General features: G+C 40.6%; 16 protein-coding genes and 1 tRNA gene. 2 read left to right on the top strand and 15 right to left on the bottom strand.

The annotated features are described in order from the left end of the window. Positions 1–579: 579 nt before the first annotated feature. The 11 genes from ACXJIN_RS06960 to folE2 all read right to left on the bottom strand — a co-directional run bounded on the left by ACXJIN_RS06960 (position 580) and on the right by folE2 (position 8,077). Positions 580–656 (bottom strand) — tRNA-Cys (locus ACXJIN_RS06960). A 37-nt stretch (positions 657–693) separates the two neighbouring features. After that, on the bottom strand, positions 694–963 hold the full coding sequence (locus ACXJIN_RS06955) for a hypothetical protein (protein ID WP_456400786.1): 270 nt from the start codon (positions 961–963) through the stop codon (positions 694–696). Positions 964–968: 5 nt separating this feature from the next. Next, positions 969–1,349 (bottom strand): hypothetical protein, encoded by a 381-nt coding sequence (locus tag ACXJIN_RS06950; RefSeq protein WP_456400784.1) that lies wholly within the window; start codon positions 1,347–1,349, stop codon positions 969–971. Next, on the bottom strand, positions 1,346–3,292 hold the full coding sequence (feoB, locus tag ACXJIN_RS06945; RefSeq protein WP_456400782.1) for a ferrous iron transport protein B: 1,947 nt from the start codon (positions 3,290–3,292) through the stop codon (positions 1,346–1,348). The genes ACXJIN_RS06950 and feoB overlap by 4 nt, the downstream gene beginning before the upstream one ends. Further along, on the bottom strand, positions 3,289–3,750 hold the full coding sequence (locus tag ACXJIN_RS06940; RefSeq protein ID WP_456400780.1) for a FeoA domain-containing protein: 462 nt from the start codon (positions 3,748–3,750) through the stop codon (positions 3,289–3,291). The genes feoB and ACXJIN_RS06940 overlap by 4 nt, the downstream gene beginning before the upstream one ends. 112 nt (positions 3,751–3,862) lie before the next feature. After that, a complete protein-coding gene (locus ACXJIN_RS06935) occupies positions 3,863–4,414 on the bottom strand; it encodes a Maf family protein (protein ID WP_456400778.1) in 552 nt (183 codons plus the stop codon). Beyond that, a complete protein-coding gene (locus ACXJIN_RS06930) occupies positions 4,411–4,914 on the bottom strand; it encodes a Gx transporter family protein (protein WP_456400776.1) in 504 nt (167 codons plus the stop codon). Before ACXJIN_RS06930 ends, ACXJIN_RS06935 begins: the two co-directional genes overlap by 4 nt. Then, the gene (locus tag ACXJIN_RS06925) at positions 4,911–5,294 is read right to left on the bottom strand and encodes a NusG domain II-containing protein (protein ID WP_456400774.1); all 384 of its coding nucleotides are present in this window, start codon (positions 5,292–5,294) and stop codon (positions 4,911–4,913) included. The genes ACXJIN_RS06930 and ACXJIN_RS06925 overlap by 4 nt, the downstream gene beginning before the upstream one ends. Continuing rightward, positions 5,281–6,294, bottom strand: a complete 1,014-nt coding sequence (locus ACXJIN_RS06920; RefSeq protein WP_456400772.1) for an FAD:protein FMN transferase — start codon at positions 6,292–6,294, stop codon at positions 5,281–5,283. Before ACXJIN_RS06920 ends, ACXJIN_RS06925 begins: the two co-directional genes overlap by 14 nt. 7 nt (positions 6,295–6,301) lie before the next feature. Further along, a complete protein-coding gene (gene amrS, locus ACXJIN_RS06915) occupies positions 6,302–7,285 on the bottom strand; it encodes an AmmeMemoRadiSam system radical SAM enzyme (protein ID WP_456400770.1) in 984 nt (327 codons plus the stop codon). A gap of 6 nt (positions 7,286–7,291) precedes the next feature. Continuing rightward, the gene (gene folE2 / locus ACXJIN_RS06910) at positions 7,292–8,077 is read right to left on the bottom strand and encodes a GTP cyclohydrolase FolE2 (protein ID WP_456400768.1); all 786 of its coding nucleotides are present in this window, start codon (positions 8,075–8,077) and stop codon (positions 7,292–7,294) included. A gap of 230 nt (positions 8,078–8,307) precedes the next feature. Between folE2 and ACXJIN_RS06905 the strand changes: the two genes are divergently transcribed. Continuing rightward, on the top strand, positions 8,308–9,672 hold the full coding sequence (locus ACXJIN_RS06905; RefSeq protein ID WP_456400766.1) for a B12-binding domain-containing radical SAM protein: 1,365 nt from the start codon (positions 8,308–8,310) through the stop codon (positions 9,670–9,672). A 66-nt stretch (positions 9,673–9,738) separates the two neighbouring features. Then, positions 9,739–11,076 (top strand): 4-aminobutyrate--2-oxoglutarate transaminase, encoded by a 1,338-nt coding sequence (gene gabT, locus ACXJIN_RS06900; RefSeq protein ID WP_456400764.1) that lies wholly within the window; start codon positions 9,739–9,741, stop codon positions 11,074–11,076. A gap of 32 nt (positions 11,077–11,108) precedes the next feature. Here the strand turns inward: gabT and ACXJIN_RS06895 are convergent, their stop codons facing one another. The 4 genes from ACXJIN_RS06895 to pulA all read right to left on the bottom strand — a co-directional run. Then, positions 11,109–11,834, bottom strand: a complete 726-nt coding sequence (locus tag ACXJIN_RS06895; RefSeq protein ID WP_456400762.1) for a tetratricopeptide repeat protein — start codon at positions 11,832–11,834, stop codon at positions 11,109–11,111. Further along, positions 11,831–12,190: a holo-ACP synthase gene (gene acpS, locus ACXJIN_RS06890; RefSeq protein WP_456400760.1), complete on the bottom strand. Its 360-nt coding sequence runs from the start codon at positions 12,188–12,190 to the stop codon at positions 11,831–11,833. The genes ACXJIN_RS06895 and acpS overlap by 4 nt, the downstream gene beginning before the upstream one ends. Next, entirely contained in the window at positions 12,187–12,993 is an 807-nt protein-coding gene (locus ACXJIN_RS06885) for a hypothetical protein (protein ID WP_456400758.1), read from the bottom strand. The genes acpS and ACXJIN_RS06885 overlap by 4 nt, the downstream gene beginning before the upstream one ends. A 561-nt stretch (positions 12,994–13,554) precedes the next feature. Continuing rightward, the coding region (gene pulA, locus ACXJIN_RS06880) for a type I pullulanase (protein ID WP_456400756.1) at positions 13,555–16,143 on the bottom strand (2,589 nt) is incomplete at its 5' end.

Genomic DNA, 16,143 nt, shown 5'->3' with positions numbered 1-16,143 from the left:
AGATGAAATTGAGAGACCATTTCTGGAGGGGAACGAACTTTCCACAGACTAAAGGGGCATTTACCCTTTTACATACAAAAGCGAAGAAATTATATGAATGATTGGCGCCAGAGATGGCGCCTTTTTTGTTGGAACGCGTTTCATTGTGAAAGTCAAGATGAATGAGAAAAAGAAGTTTTCCACAAAGAAACGCTTTTCTTATTTCCAAGGGGTTATAACTGTTAGAGATTAACCAGTAATAGATCCGGCGTGAAAGACTACAAAAGTACATGTAGACTTTTCACGCCTTTCAATCAAATCAGAGGTACGCTCCGTGCATCGCTCGCACAATTCTGCTCAAGAAAAAGAGACGCATCTTTCGCAAATCCAGCTCGCGAACACTTCGCCTCTCATTCTTTCACCACGCAGCGTGCTCACTGGCTTGTCTCGCAACGGCTTAAAGCGAGCTTTTCGCTCGGCTCGCCTTCGCCACAGCCCACGCACGTGGTGAAAAAGAGCTTCAAACGATTAAAAACAAAAAAGCCTCCTTTACAAGGAGACTTCTTCGTATCGGCAAAAACCTGAATCGAGGTATATTCCTGGAGGCGACGGTGGGATTTGAACCCACGAATAAGGATTTTGCAGACCCTCGCCTTTGACCCCTTGGCTACGTCGCCAAAACCGCTAAAATTCTACCATTTTAAAGTCTTTTCGTCAAGCCCTTGCATCAATATTATTTCCGACAAACAACTCTGGCAATGTTTGAGTTAAAGTACTTTTAATTTGACCTTTTTCGTTATACGCTATCGAAGCCAATTTCATGGCCATAGCGGTTTTCGAATTTACCATGCTTCTTAAAAGATTGTTCAAGTCTTGTGGTCTAATGCCACTTCTCGGCGCATGGGTAACACTTTTTACCGGAGAAACATTTGCAGGAAAGGTAACGTAGTTCACCGGTTGAACGTTAACGGCGTCAATTCTCATGTAGATCATCTCCCCGTTTTTATTTTAACACTTTTAAATGTTTTTTTGGAAAGGTAATATGAAAATATCCCTCCAATTCCGAGGATGACCGCACCTATCAAGCTTGTAATACCGCTCCATGTCCACTTTCCGCTATTTATGAGAAAATCAAAATCATTTGCGAAGTATTCTATCACAAAATAAGAACTGAATATCATGCTTAATATTCCACCAGTGAGAACATGAGCTGCGCCTCTTTTTTTGGCAGAAAAAACGTCTAACAATCCAAAAGCGAATACAGCGGCAACGGTGAAAGCAACGAATGAATCCATGTAATTGGAGCTTACAAGTAAATCAATTCCCAACCCTGCGTATCCCACCGACATAATTATCGTTATAGCGTTCATATCATCACCACCAGATGTCCTATCGTTTCAAAGAGCAAGGCTATAACATACGCGCTTGACAAACTCCAAAGCACGGATAATATCGGCCATTTATAGCTTCCCGTTTCCATACGCATAACAGCCTGCGTTGCAACACATGGAATGTATATGAGAACGAAAAGCATTAAGGCGTACGCGTTTATGGGATCAAGCACCGTTTTGAGAAATGCCGTAAGATTTCCACCAGCAAAGGTGCCAAGCGTGGTAACAGTTACCTCTTTTGCTATTCCTCCAAAAAGTAACGCTAGGGTTATGTGCCAATCGAAATGTAAAGGGACGAATATCGGTGCCAGCGCCTTTCCGATGTCCGCAGCCCAGGAATTTTGTATATTTGCCCCCCACGGCATGTTGGACAAAAACCAAACCGTCACGGTCGCACCCAAGATTATGCCTCCAGCTTTTTTCAAGAAATGTTTTCCTCTCGACCACATGTATATCCACAATCCCCTTCCCGTTGGAAGTTGGTATCGTGGCAATTCCATGGTTAAAGGGGAGGATTCTTTGCTTTTAAGCAAGAAACTGAAGACGACTGCCATCGTAAGCGCAAAGGCTATACTCACCATGTAAATGGAAAAGATGGCGAGGCCTGCAAACTTCCCAAAGAAAGCCCCGGCTATCACGGCGTACACCACAAGACGCGCGCTACAACTTATAAAGGGATTTATGAGGATCGAAATCAGCCTTTCTTTTTCGCTTTCTATCGTTCTTGTGGTCATTATCGCCGATGCGTTACAGCCAAACCCAAGTATCATTGGAATGAACGCTTTCCCGCTCAATTTGAACTTGTGCATCAGTCGATCTATTAAAAACGCGGCTCTTGACATGTATCCGGTGTCTTCCAAAACGCCCATCGCAAAGAACATGAAGAATATAAGAGGGACGAAGACAAGTACCGAGCCCACACCAGATATTATTCCATCTCCTATAAGCGAACCAACCCAGCCGTGAATTGCGTGGGCGTAATTTGCAAGCGCCTGAAAACCCAAATCAATGAGATCGCTCAGTGGTGTAGAAGCGGAAAACGCGAATTGGAACATCATCCATAAGATCGATATGAATATCGGTATGCCGAGAATTTTATGAGTGAAAACGTGATCAAGGGCGTCGCTTATCGTCCAGGATTCTTTTGGCCTAACTTCAACTTGTTTTAAAATGGAAGATATGAAATTGTACCTAGAACGGGCTATAACGAGGGAAGCGTTTTGATATTCGTTTTCTGACAGGAGCTTTTCGGCTTCTTCCAAAAGATTGTTATCTTCAAGGATTTTTCTTGCCAGTTCATCGCCCTCGCTGAAAGATACCGCTAGCCATCGCAAAGGAACGCTTTTATTTTTCAAAATATCCTTGGACAAAGTTTCCATTTTCTTGAACAGTTCTTCAAATTGAGTAGGATATATTTCATATTTTACCGCTGGAGAAGCTTCAAGTGCAGCTTTCATTATTTCGTCTATATTTACGCCTTTGGTGGCAACAGTCTCTATAACTTTTATTCCAAGACGTTTTTCGAGCTCAGATGTGTTTATCTTTATGTTCATGTTTTTGACTTGATCCATTTGATTTAAAATGAGAACGGTTTTCAAACTCATTTCCGACAGTTGAATGGTGAGATAAAGATTTCTGTTCAAATTCGTGGCATCTACCACGTTGAAAACGACGTCGGGCCGCTCTTGGATAAGATAATCCCTTGAAACTTTTTCGTCTATTGACCGAGCTCGAAGCGTGTATATGCCAGGCAAATCTATGACATCGATTTCATAATCTTTCCATGTGAACTTTCCCATCTTTTTTTCAACCGTAACACCAGGCCAATTTGCCACATATTGATGCGATCCTGTAAGGGCGTTGAAAAGTGCTGTTTTCCCAACATTTGGATTTCCAACGAGCGCAACTTTTATCTTTTTCATCTTTTTATCGGCTCCACGAAAACTTTTTCAGAAAAACCTCTGCCTATTGCCACTTCACCATTTTTTGTGGCGATCATCATTTTACCCTTTAAAGGATTAGAAATAACTTCTATAATTCCACCAACGAATAACCCACTACTTCTCGCGCGCTCTACAAAACGGGGGCCTCCCGCTAAAAAGCCGGTAATCTTGTAAATTCCTCTTCCAGCCACGGCAAGAGGAGCAGGATAAATGGGTTTAACCTTTATCATCCTGGATTCTTCTTCACGAAGGAAAATTTTGGTTGAGTCCACCATGAATATCGTTGGATCTCCCATGGGTGCACGCCTTACAACTTGGATCGTCTTTCCTGGCAGCCATCCCAACCCCATAAGGCGGCTTTTTAACGAATCAGGAATATCCGAATCTATCAATTCACATTTGGTGTTTTCCGGGCAGTCTCTAAGTGTAACGATCATAACCTCATCTCCTTATTGAGAATGTTTCTCAATAACTATATGATTCCACCATCAAAATTATGCTTTTTCAATCTACATTTTGCATATATGTTAGTTTTCCGAATCTTTTATTCTATTCAACGTTTAGCTTCTTTATTTCCCACCATACCCTCGAAATTGGGAGACCAACAACTGTAAAAAAGTCTCCTTCTATTTTCTCAACAAGGATCATTCCCAGCTCTTCTTGAATTCCGTAAGCTCCCGCCTTATCCAATGGAAAACCTGTTCTAACGTACATATCTATCGTTTCTTCGTCCAAATCGTAAAATTTAACACGTGTCGAGCTTACAAAAGATATCTCTTTATCTCCTTTTCTTACGCACACACCTGTATGCACTGTGTGCCACTTTCCGGAGAGATTTCGTAGCATTTCTTTTGCCTCTTCCACGTTAGAAGGTTTACCGAAGATCTTTCCTTCCAATTCGACAACCGTATCAGCCGCAACGACGATGGATGAGCTTTTTACAGAATAAGCTTTTAATGTTGCGAGCCTTTTAACCATTTCTCGTGGACTTTCGTTTGAAAGTCTATCCTCATTTACCTTTGGATGAACAATTTTCACCTCTCCAAAGATCTCTTTCATGAGTTTTCTTCTTCGTGGTGACGAAGAGGCTAGAATTATCATCGCATCACCTTCATTCTTTTAAGCATTATTCCAGCCACAATACCGTTTGCACTCCCAGAAATGACTCCCAATATCTCCATATAGGGTAAATAACCGAATATCATCCAGCTTGACACGATCTGTGCTCCTATTAAAACTTGCACCACGTTGTTACTCAACGCACCTAAAACGCTGTGAAATATCATTCCTGCTTTTCTAAAAGCCTTATAAGAGAGAAACATCGTCAATGCGGCCATTGTGGACCCCGAAATACCCATAAAAAAAGCGGGAGTGAAGATTTTTCCGCTAATGATAGCACCTATTAAAGCTTTTCCCATCACCAATGCCAAAAGCCATTCAATATTTGTAAACGGTAAGGCGTAAACTATTACAACGTTTGAAAAACCCCACCGTGCGCCAGGCAATGGTAAGGGAAAAGGTATGAAATTTTCCAATACGTATATTGCGCTCCCTATCGCCACGAGCATACCGTAGATGGATACTTTTTTGCTTATACTCATTGAGTTGTCATCAGATCGCACGATGCTGGCTTTGCCCCTTCCGTGTAAATTATTATGTGGTTTGGAACACAAACTATGGATTGACCATCTTTTGAAATCCATCCAGTATGCACACATATCTTGTTTTTACACGTTGAATCCTTTGCTCTTATCGCGCCGTTTTTTATCTGGACCGTCATCAAATATTTGCCTTTCCAATTTATCTTAAAAGTTTTGTCTTCGTTTAAATTCACAACCTTGTACACTTTAGAATGGACAATTATGACCGCTTTTGCGGCTTTTTTCGAATGGTTTGCCATCGACGCCCACCCTATTAGGCCAACGAAGATCACGAGTAAGATCAAAATATCCCTTTTTGTTACCACATTATGGTTCTTCATAATCTTTCCAAAGATCGCTTTTTATTACCTTTCCTTTTTCGTTGACGATCAGATAAGCCGTACCAAAATCTTTTGCCCACTTTTTTGTCTTGTCAAATCCGCCGACCATTGCCGCGGTGCCAAATGCGTCTGAAAGGATGCCAGACGTTGATATTGTGGTTATGGCTTCAAAATTGTCAGGGGAATACCCAGTTTTTGGATTGAATATATGATAGTACCTCTTGCCATTTCTGATTATAAATCGTTCGTAATCTCCAGAAGTAGCTATCGTGCCTTTGTAAAGGTAAACATATGCTATGGAGTCATTCATATTTCCTCGGGGGTTTCTTACACCTATCTTCCATGGTTTGTTTCCATATTTTGGACCTATTATTCCTATGTCTCCTCCAATGTCCACATATCCTGTAGATTCAGGATCGTTGAGTTTTGCCATTTTCAGCAAAACATCTACAGCGTATCCCTTGGCTATAGCTCCAAGATCTATCCACGCGCCGTTGAGAAGTCTTACCTTATTTCCATCTATTTCCACGTTTTTATAGCCACTGTGCTTCAGGGCATTTGAAATCTCTTTTTGAGATGGAAGGCGCCACTTTTCTGGATCATCCGTGTTGAAGCCCCACAGAACCACAACTCTTCCTAAAGCCGGATCAAAGGCATCATCAGTGTACTTTGCAAATTTCAATGAATACTTTATCACGTTCAACAGGCGTGGGCTTACCTCTCTCCACTTTCCATTCGAATGGTTTAGTTTGTATAGTTCACTACTTTCAACATAGGGGTTGAATATTTCGTTTAATTTCTCAAGTTCATCGAACATGGCATCAACGACAACCTTTGCGTTGCCTTTTTTTGTCGCATAAGCTATTTGGACATTTGTACCGAACGCTATACCTCGCCTTACATAATATTGCGGTGGTCTCTTTGAGATCACCACAAATAACACTACTCCTACCGCTGCCAGTGTAAAAATGCTTAAAACGAATACTCTTATTTTAGCCATGTACACTTTACCTTACCGCTATTTTATGTCCACAATTGGTACACTTACCATTTTCATCCAGGCCAACTATTTCCACGTTGTACCCATCTCTTTTGATAACGGTTTGCCCACATTCAGGGCATACGGTATCTTCATGCATACCAGGAACGTTCCCCACGTAAACGTAATCGAGATGTTCTTTCGCCACTTGGTAAAGTTCCTCCATTTTGTCTAGATCTGTTGGAGGAAGATCGTATTTGTAATTTGGATAGTACCTTGAAATGTGAAGTGGTATAGAGCGGCTTACGCTTGCAAGCCACGTCGTGAGCTCTTCCATTTCCTTTGCAGAATCGTTATCGCCAGGAACGATCAAGTTTGTAACTTCCACGTGAACGCCGGCTTCGTAAGCGGTTCGTATATTTTCCATAACCACGTCTCTTTCTCCGCCAAGCACTTTCCGGTAATAATCAGGGTTGAAAGATTTTAAATCTATATTCATGGCAGAAAAATACTGCGTTAAGAGCTTAAAAGGTTGTTCTTCCAAAAAACCATTTGTCACTATCACATTGGCAAGACCCTCTTTAAGGGCAGCTCTGGCGCAATCCAAAACGTATTCAAACCACATTGCTGGTTCAGAGTACGTGTAAGCTATTCCAAATGAGCCGTTACCTTGGGCTATGGAGACAAGCTGTTGTGGAGAGAAGGATCTAACCCGCGGTTTTTGCTGGGAGATTTCCCAATTTTGACAGAAAGGACAACGCATGTTGCACCCCCAACTTCCCACCGAAAAGATCTCTTCACCGGGATGAAAATGAAAGAGGGGCTTTTTCTCTATCGGATCCATTGCCGCGGATGAAACCATTCCGTAATTCAGTGAGTAAAGAACGCCCTTCACGTTTTTTCTGACTTTGCATGCTCCGATCTCTCCAGATTTTAAGACGCAATGGTGAGGGCAAAGCTCACACCTTACTTTGTCTTCCTCAAGCTCTTCAAAAAATAAGGCTTCTTTCATTAACAATCACCCTTTTTTCTTTGATAGGCACGCGTAAGCATTGTGTGGATGTATCGATTCAAAACTTGTAACCTTTATCGTGTACCAGGATATTCTTTCATCTGCTTCAAGTTGAACTGCTATATCTCTTGCAACATCTTCAACGAATTTTGGATTATCATAGGCGTGTTCGGTAACGTACTTTTCATCTTCCCTTTTCAAGAGGGTGTACAGCGGAGAAGATGAAGCTTTTTCTGCGGCTTCGATAATCTCTTCTATCCATACCAATTTTTTCATACGTACGGCAACATCGGCAATAGCACGCTGATTGTGCGCGCCTCTATCACTTATTTCTTTTGAACAAGGACACAACGTTTGAATTGGAACTTTTACTTCCAAGACAAAGTCAAAATTTTTTCCCTTTTTAGCCATGAACTTCGCTTTGTAGGGCGTGTAACTTTCTATTTCTGAAACGGGAGATTTTTTCAGCACGAAGTAATCAAATTCCACCTCTATGTGCGCAACTTTGGCGTTAAGATGAGTTCTCATGTCTTCAAGGATGTTCTCCATATTCCTTATAGTCATCTTTCCGCGGTGGACGTTTAAAACTTCAACAAATCTGCTCATGTGCGTGCCACGAAAATTCTCCGGTAGATCGACGAACATGTTTATATTCCCAACTGTATGCTGTACTTTGTTGGCCCTATCAAGCACAACAATTGGATAAACTATATTGCTTACACCTACTTTGTCTATGTAAACGTGGCGATCATCTTTTTCATTCTGGACGTCCGGTAGTTCATCTTGAAACATGCTTTATCCCCTTTGTAAAATTTAGATCTTTTTAATTATACCACCGTTATCCGTTTAAAAAGCCACCATTGAAACTCACAACACGTTGCTTTTAAGCTTTTCTTGAAAAAAACAATTGATCATTTGATTCGCTTAAATTTAAATACATAAAATCTTTAAAAAATAAGATAACAATGGTGATAAAATAAAAATGTTATGCGCATATGCTAAAAATGAAAGGGGTGTTCAAAATGAAAATTTTACTTGTAAATCCAATAAATCCGAGTTATTACTACAGATTCGGTCTGACTTTCCCACCCCTCGGACTTGGATACTTAAGCTCCACTTTGAAAAAATCTGGACACGATGTGAAAATATTTGACATGAACGTCGGCGACAACATTTCCCACATTCACACTTTTCCTTATGAAGATTACGATTTAATAGGCATTTCATGCGACACTGTGCGTTTCCCATGGGCAAAAAAGATAGCTCAAGAGTTAAAAGCAAGAGGCATGACCGTTGTAATGGGTGGGCCTCATCCAAGCGTTGAGCCTGTGAACATCTTAAAAGAAGGACTCGCGGATTACGTGGTTTTAGGCGAAGGCGAGGAGAGTTTTGTGAATTTGGTGAACGCCTTGGAAGCCGGAGAAAAAGAACCGGAAATAGACGGTGTAGGATACATAAAAAAAGATGGAAAGATTCGCCTTTCGCCTATCAAATTCATTTCGGATTTAGACGCTGTACCATTCCCCGACTGGGATGAACTTTCGCTTGATAAGCTAAATTGGAGGTCTTACGGGAAGAGATCTATGAGCATAGTTTCTTCGAGAGGATGCCCTTTTGATTGCGAGTTTTGCTCTGTTTCTCAGCTTATGGGGAGAAGATGGAGAAAGAGAAGTTCAGACAACGTTGTGGAAGAGATGAAAATACTTGTTAACAAGTACGGCTTCGAATTCTTCGTTTTTTTTGACGATAATTTTACCGTCGATGCCAAAAGGGTTATAGAACTTTCCGAGAAGATCTTGAAAGAAGGGCTAAATGTAAACTGCTTTGCATTTTCAAGAACAGATGAGATAGTTGGTCATGAGGATATGGTAGAGGCCATAGCAAAAGCTGGATGCAAAATGCTGTTTATAGGCTTTGAAAGCGCAAGCGATGAAGTTTTGCAGGAGTACAACAAAAAAGAGAGCGTTGAGATGTCTTACGAAGCTGTAAGAATACTTAAAAAGTACAATATAGATGTCTTTGCAAGTTTCATATTGGGTGCCTTAAGCGATACGAAAGAAAGCATAAAGAAAACCGTTAAATTTGCGAAAAGTCTGAAATCAAAAGTTACCGAATTTTCCGTTTTGACTCCTCTTCCGGGAACGAGACTTTACAGAAAATTGGAATCTAAATTGCTGACAAAGGATTATTCCAAATACGATTTAACGCATCTGGTTTTCAAACATCCGGTTTTCACTCCAGAGGAGATGAGAAAGATATTTGTGAGATCTTACATTTCAGTTTACAGTTCTCCAAGCAAGATATTCACGATCGGGCTACCTTTTTTGAAAAAATTGATAGCCACTAAGAAAAAATACAAGGAGCTCCTTTCCTTACTCAATTCGTAGTTTTTTAGTTCTTCACACCTTATGATATACTCCAAATAAGTGCTAACGAAAAGGGAGGGAGCGTCAGTGAGAAAATTCATAAACATCAAAACGGATTTACCAGGTCCTAAATCGAAAGAATGGCTGGAGAAACTTGATGCGAATGTTGCCAAACCACTATCCGTGTACGTACCGGCGATCATCGATCACGCTAAAGGTGCGCTGGTAACGGATATCGACGGTAACACGTTTATCGACTTTTCTGGAGGATTGGGAGTTTTAAACGTTGGACACGCAAACGATAAGGTTATCGAAGCGGTAAAGGCACAAGTCGAAAAATTCACTCACACGGATTTTTCCGTTTTTCCTTACGAAAGCTTGATAACTCTTGCCGAAAGAATCAACAAACTCGCACCGGGAGATAGCCCAAAGAAGACCGTTTTCTTCAATTCCGGTGCGGAAGCTGTAGAAAATGCCGTTAAGATTGCAAAAGCCTATACTGGAAAGAAAGCCATCATTGTTTATGAAGGTGCATTCCATGGCAGAACTATGCTGACGATGACGATGACTTCAAAGCCGGAACCTTACAAATCAAAATTCGCTCCTTTTGCATCTGACGTTTACAGGGTACCTTATCCAAATTGCTACAGATGTCCTTTCTACAAAGAGCCAGATAGCTGCAATTTGGAGTGCTTCACGGCTCTTGAAAAAGCTTTTGATTACCAGGTTTCCGTAGATGATGTTGGCGCTATAGTGATAGAGCCGCTTCAAGGCGAAGGAGGGTTTAACGTTCCGCGCGCTAAATACATGAAGAAATTGAGAGAACTTTGCGATGAAAAAGGCATACTCCTCATAGATGACGAAATTCAAGCTGGTATTGGTAGAACGGGTAAAATGTTCGCCATAGAACACTTCGGAATTGAACCTGATTTGATAACATTTGCAAAATCCATTGCGGGTGGTTTACCACTTTCAGGTGTAGTTGGAAAAGCCGAAATAATGGATTCTCCAGATGATTCATCGATAGGTGGAACGTTCATAGGTAATCCTGTGGCTTGCGCTGCCGGAAATGCGGTTTTGGATTTCATAGAGGAAAGCAATTTGTTCGAAAGGGCAGAACACATTGGAAAGATAATCATGGAAAGAGGAAAGAAACTTCAGGAAAAGTACGATGTGATAGGCGACGTACGCGGACTTGGCGCCATGGTTGGATACGAATTCGTTAAAGATAGAAAAACAAAAGAGCCAAATGAGGAAATAGTTTCTGAAATACTTCAAAGGGCTCTAAGGAAAGGCGCTATCTTCATTAGAGCTGGAGTTTATCACAACGTTATAAGGTTCTTGAACACGTTAGTTATAACGGATGAACAGTTAAACGAAGGGCTTGACGTTTTGGAGGAAACTATTCAAGAAATATTGGGATAAACGATAATAGACGATTACTTGGCTTGAAGAGATCAATGGTTCTCTTCAAGCCATTTTTTTGCGAATTGTATGTTTTGATATTCCTGAACGTAAAATTCCTTTTCAGGTGTCATCTTGCTCATTTTGATAAAAATTTCTTTCGCTTTGTCTTTCTTTCCCCATTTCAAGTACAATTGAGCGAGCTCGTAGTAAGCGTAAACGTAATGTGGATCCAAGTTTATAGCCTTTAAAAAAAGCCTTTCAGATTTTCCAAAATTCGCAAACGGCCAGGGTATGTCCCTGTACCTCATTGCAAGAGCAACGTAAGCCCTGTATAGCTTTGGGTCTAACTTTATTGCTTCATTTATCGCATGATCAAAATCTCTTAACATGAATAGGCTTTGGATTATGCCTTTGTATTGCGCGAGTCTTCCTATAGCAGCACCTTTCACAAAATAGATGTACGCGTCTTTTGGGCGGAGCTTTATAGCCATATCCGCGTACTTTATTCCATCGTCAAAGTACTCCGCTTTTTCATCGTCTTTGGCACCCCACAATCCGTATTCAACACACGCATCCGCCAGTATTTTCAACGATGTTGCGTCATTTTCAAGAGAAGTTGAATTTTTCAGCATTTGAATCAGGCTAAACATTTGAGTGGCATTTTGCGATGCTCTTGCTTCGTAAAAAATTTTCATATCATTTGCACTGTTTGCAAATGCCACAATTGCAAAGAGAGAAAAGATGGCGATCAAAACAAAAAACACGCTTTTCTTCACTTAAATTCCCTCCTTTCGAGTACTATCACCGCTACCGCCGTCCCTTTATCATGAGACAAGGAGGCGTGAACGATTTCGAATTTATACTTTCCTCTAATCTTTTTCAGTGTTTCATTTTCTTCAATGTGAGGCTTTCCAAATTCGTCTGGAAGAAAAGAGACATCTCTTAACCTGTATTCTCTTATTCCAATTCCCAAAGCTTTAAAAAAAGCTTCTTTGAGGGCAAAACGCCCAGCTAAAAACTCGTTGCCCTTTTTTGTCCATATTTCATGTTCTTTGGGAGAAAGTATTCTTTCTGCCAGCCTTTCAGTAACTCTTGAGATATCCACTATATCTATTCCAACACCCACTATCATGTTTCGTTATCCCACTGTCTGATTATTTTTTGAATGTTTTTGTAATCGTAAATGATATGATTTACGTACTCCCTATTAACAAGAAAAAGATATATGTACACGTAAATTCCAATGGTTAAAAACGATAAGATCATAAAACCAAGTCCGCTTCTCTTTTTGAAAAACAAAATGTTCTCTCTCTCGTACAACAAATGCATCTCTATCTCTTTTTCCCATTCCTGGTGAACATAGAGCCTTTTTGAAATCACATCGGTAAGAATTACCAGGAAAAAGAAGTTGATTATCAAAACTACCAGCGTGGGAGTTGGAATGTAAAATTTAGCCAGGCTAATTGGATAATGATAATCAACGACGAAAAGAAGTATGCCGGAAGCTAAAAAGATCCAGTAATAACTCAAAGCGTTTGTTGGAAAGAATTTCAAGTCTTTCTTCACGCTTTCTGGCATTTCATCTTTTTTTGAAAAGAAAAAAGTGTAAATTTGCTTTTTGTGACTCACGTGCCTATCAACGGCCAGCGCCATTTTGAACATAACGTAATATAAAACGATCGGAACAACGACAGCTGCCACAAGCCACAACAAATTCACGGATAAAAGAAGATCTTTTTTGTAAAATTTTTCAATTTCAATTTGCTCTTTTTGTGATTTTATGTTCGTTCCTCCTTTGTTTTTATGAATACTCCACCTTTTGCCAGGGCCCAAAGTTAACAAATGAAAGTAAATATCACATTCAAAGGTTCTATGAGAAACTTTAAGATTGTTCAGATTCTCAAGGAAAATATCTTTGCTTATGGTGTAAATCATCTTATTCTTGAACCTCGTGTAAAAAGAGTATCTTGAGTCTTTGACAATCCCTTTCGTCATTTCATACATACTCATGTATGAAAGCGTGTATATAGATAACAAAGTAAGCAATCTCTTTTTATTCATCCCATTTTATTCATCCCATTTGAATATTTTCCAAAACCAAAATCATGCAGACATACACATTTGTTCTAATCAATAAGAGTCTATCTTCTTAACGTTGAAAAGCAATGCAGGGTCTTTACCAACTTTTGTGTATCCATTATCCTGAACTTTTTTCTACATTTTATAAGCTTTCAGGTTTCAAGTCAAAACAACGTTAGTGAAATTTATACACTTCTCAGGTTTGCATAATTTGATATTTTCGCGCACATTAGAAATTAAAAATAATTATAATCAAACCGACAACACCAGACGAAATTAATTCGACAAACTTACCATCCTAAGGTGTCGTCGGCTTTTTAATACTTATCCATTTTTCGATGACCTATTTTTGTTTTTCAATTTCTAAGCTTAGTATAATACAGATACAAATAAAGTTAAAAATCGATTGAAAATATTTTACTTGTAAAAAACGTACGCGCTCAACGGAGCAATTTGAATTTTTCCAGAAACAGTGCCGATCGAATTCGTCGAGGCTACAGCACCGTTCACGGCAATATTCCATGCCCCGCTTGGTAAAGTCACCGCTTTCGCTGCCGTGTTGCCGTTAAAGTAAACTACTATGTCATGCCACGAATCACCCACAGCGTTTCCATTTATTTTGTAACCTATAATTCCATCCGGGAGTTCGGAAAGGAACGTCAAATTGTTTCTTATCTCTTGAGAAGACGTCATTCTAAATGCCGGATGAGATTTTCTTATAGCTATCAGGCCTTGATAGTAACTATCAACAGTTGCAAACTGTGTGAGCCTTGACCAATCAAATTTGTTAGGTTCTTGAACGTTGTAAGAGTTTCCATTATCATCTTTTGTTCGTGCAAATTCCGCTCCGCCTTGCATGAACGCAACTCCTTGAGAAAGCATCACAATCGCTCCAGCAAGTTTTTGAGCAGCGATATCTTGTGATGCACTCCATGTTGGCTGAGCCATTGTTATTTTGTCCCAGAGTGTGTAATTATCGTGACAAGTGGCGTAGTTAATGGTTTCATCCGGCTCTGACGCAAACGTATTTGGAAGATTACTGTAAGGTACGCTTCCCGCAACTCCGGATTTTATCTCATTTTGCACGTTTGCACCCCAAGCGTTGCCGTTTACAAATCCCATAGCCGTCGGACTGTTAGCTGTACCTATCATCGCGTCTCTGAAATGTCCGTTGAAAACTCCAAGATGCATACCACGCTGATCGTAATACGTGAATTTGTATCCGTTGGCAGGCCAAGGTTCACCATAAAGGAGTACCTCTGAATTTATTGATGTCAAACTTTGCACTATGTCCTGAATGGTTTGTGGATCGTACAAATACATCTGATCGAATCTGAAGCCCGAAACGTGATATTGAGTCATCCAATATTTTAAAGTGTCTATGATCAACTTTCTCACCATGTAATTTGAAGTTTTCAGATCGTTTCCAACCCCCGAATAATTCGTTTTCTGACCATATTCGTTATAATTGTAATAATAATACGGTACAGCAGCTGAATACGGTGTTGTGACATATGAAGTGTGACTGAACGAAATGTCCAAAACAACACCTATTCCCATTGAGTGAAGTGACATGATCATTTGCTTAACTTCATCTATGGTGTTCGCTGGTTCGTTGGGAGTTGTTGAATACTTTGACTCGGGTACCATGTAAAGATATGGCACGTATCCCCAGTTGTATCCCGGATTCTGTGGATCTTCGTAATCTTCTATTGGAAGAAGTTGCACGTAATTGACCCCGAGTTGTGCGAGATGATCCAAACCCGTTGGCACTCCATTGTAAGTCGTTCCCGTTTGAGTGAAGCCCAGGTAAGTTCCTCTGTACTGTGGAGAAACACCGGAGTTGGGATTATCTGTGAAATCTTGAACGTGGAGCTCGTATATGATCGCATCAACCATGTTGGTCGGAAAAGGTGCGCTATCCGTGTTCCAACCGGAAGGATCTGTCTGCGAGAGGTCAACTACCATGGATTTTGTATTATCGGCATTCGCAGCTTTTGAATATATGTCAGGTGCCGTTACCCATTGTCCATATCGATGGTATGAGTATTCGTAATACACACCGTTTAAATTTCCCATGACGCTCACCGACCACACACCTTGAGAATTTCTTTGCATCGCATACGTCGCGTACGGTGTAGTGTCATTTGCACCCTTGAAAAGCAGGAGATTAACTTGATCAGATACAGGAGACCATACTTTAAAGGTTGTCTGATAAGGCGTGTAGATGGCACCAAGTTGACCGTCGTAATTGAAAGCCGGGTTGTTAAGCGCGTACCTCGCATAAACTGTGGCAGTTGCAAATCCACTTATTGAAAGCACCATGGGACTTGCAACATCTGAAGGACTCAAGGCTGAAGCGAGGTTTATCGTTATGTAGTTTGATACCCCAGGCATTCCCGTGTTCGCATCAACGACAGAAGATATTGGAACAACATGACCGTTTACACTGAATTCAAATTGAGAAAGATCGGATGTGTTAACAGGTGAGTTAAGTGTGGCGTGAATCCCATTCATGGAATCTAAAAACGCCTTTATTACCTGGTGAAGTGTTTGCATCTTGACAGCTTTAACGCTTACTGAACTGTTCAAAACGTTGAAATCAACGACAATCGTTGTTGCTTGAGGAGCGATTACGGTACCATCCGTTGGTGAATAATATCCACCATATCCGCCGTTGAAATAGTACTGTGTCAAACTTGCTGGCGTTGTGCTCCGCGCTGGTTGGGGAAGAATCTTGTATTTGTACGCGCCAGCATAGTCGTTGGTTGCTGGCCTTGTAATAGTTGCCGCAAAAATACCGTTACCAATGTAAGTCATTGTTGCGAACTTCCAATTGTCCAAATCAGAGGCGAAGTACCAGTTCATACTTTCTTTGGTGGTATCACCAATCCCAATATCTGAGCTTCCTCCTGAGGGCGAACCACTTGCGATAGAAGGATCGAAATAAAAAGTAACACTTCCAGATTTAACAGGAATATCTCCATAGTTCGAGTTGGAACCAGG

It is taken from the genome of Mesoaciditoga sp. (assembly GCF_054006115.1).
This window is presented reverse-complemented; position numbering and strand designations above follow the sequence as displayed.

Coding starts and splice junctions, on each gene's coding strand:
- folE2 (WP_456400768.1), bottom strand. CDS start 8,077: ATGTTTCAAGATGAACTACCGGACGTCCAGAATGAAAAAGATGATCGC.
- ACXJIN_RS06885 (WP_456400758.1), bottom strand. CDS start 12,993: ATGATTTACACCATAAGCAAAGATATTTTCCTTGAGAATCTGAACAAT.
- acpS (WP_456400760.1), bottom strand. CDS start 12,190: ATGATAGTGGGTGTTGGAATAGATATAGTGGATATCTCAAGAGTTACT.
- ACXJIN_RS06935 (WP_456400778.1), bottom strand. CDS start 4,414: ATGATAATTCTAGCCTCTTCGTCACCACGAAGAAGAAAACTCATGAAA.
- ACXJIN_RS06930 (WP_456400776.1), bottom strand. CDS start 4,914: ATGAGTATAAGCAAAAAAGTATCCATCTACGGTATGCTCGTGGCGATA.
- ACXJIN_RS06940 (WP_456400780.1), bottom strand. CDS start 3,750: ATGATCGTTACACTTAGAGACTGCCCGGAAAACACCAAATGTGAATTG.
- ACXJIN_RS06920 (WP_456400772.1), bottom strand. CDS start 6,294: ATGGCTAAAATAAGAGTATTCGTTTTAAGCATTTTTACACTGGCAGCG.
- ACXJIN_RS06955 (WP_456400786.1), bottom strand. CDS start 963: ATGAGAATTGACGCCGTTAACGTTCAACCGGTGAACTACGTTACCTTT.
- feoB (WP_456400782.1), bottom strand. CDS start 3,292: ATGAAAAAGATAAAAGTTGCGCTCGTTGGAAATCCAAATGTTGGGAAA.
- amrS (WP_456400770.1), bottom strand. CDS start 7,285: ATGAAAGAAGCCTTATTTTTTGAAGAGCTTGAGGAAGACAAAGTAAGG.
- ACXJIN_RS06950 (WP_456400784.1), bottom strand. CDS start 1,349: ATGAACGCTATAACGATAATTATGTCGGTGGGATACGCAGGGTTGGGA.
- ACXJIN_RS06905 (WP_456400766.1), top strand. CDS start 8,308: ATGAAAATTTTACTTGTAAATCCAATAAATCCGAGTTATTACTACAGA.
- ACXJIN_RS06925 (WP_456400774.1), bottom strand. CDS start 5,294: ATGAAGAACCATAATGTGGTAACAAAAAGGGATATTTTGATCTTACTC.